The 627-nt window shown below is 62.2% G+C and carries 1 protein-coding gene and 1 pseudogene; both read left to right on the top strand.

What is annotated here, in order from left to right; all coding sequences use genetic code 11:
• Nucleotides 1–202: pseudogene (locus EN993_RS36550) on the top strand (hypothetical protein); the annotation flags it as partial.
• Nucleotides 203–357: 155 nt separating this feature from the next.
• A partial coding sequence (locus tag EN993_RS36555; RefSeq protein WP_164758096.1) for a ribose-phosphate pyrophosphokinase-like domain-containing protein occupies nt 358–627 on the top strand: 270 nt, incomplete at its 3' end.

Genomic DNA, 627 nt, shown 5'->3' on the forward strand with positions numbered 1-627 from the left:
CGTCATTTATGTCTGGGACGTCTACGACCCGGCCGGCAATCGCCTGCACCGCATCAACGGCCAGCAGAAGGCGCCGTCGGTCAAATCCGGCGACAGCGGGGGCGGCGACAGCTGGAAGGGGGTCTCGCCGGCCACCATGCAGTCGATCGCCGACCAGACCATCGACCAATTCGCGGCCTGGCTCGGCGGCAAGGCGGGCTGAAATGTTGCAGCCTAGTGATGGCGCGGAGCTTTCTTGAGTTTAGCCGGCGGATTCCCGATCTCGGCGCTTGCAATACCGGCGCGGGCCGCTAAAAGCCCGGTTAAAGGGCGCAGGCGAGTCCGTCAGGTCTTTCCATCCTCCACCAGGAACGGTGCATGAAACTCTTCGCGGGCAATTCCAACAGGGTGCTGGCCGAAGCGGTCGCCCGGTACCTCAACATCCCGCTGGGCAAGGCCAGTGTCAGGCGCTTCGCCGACCAGGAAATCTTCGTCGAGATCCAGGAAAACGTTCGCGGCGAGGATGTCTTCATCCTGCAGTCGACATCGTTCCCGACCAACGATCACCTGATGGAACTGCTCATCATGATCGATGCCTTCATGCGCTCGTCGGCCAAGCGCATCACGGCGGTCATCCCCTATTTCGGC

The sequence above is a fragment of the Mesorhizobium sp. M7D.F.Ca.US.004.01.2.1 genome (assembly GCF_003997785.1).
Lineage (GTDB): Bacteria > Pseudomonadota > Alphaproteobacteria > Rhizobiales > Rhizobiaceae > Mesorhizobium > Mesorhizobium loti.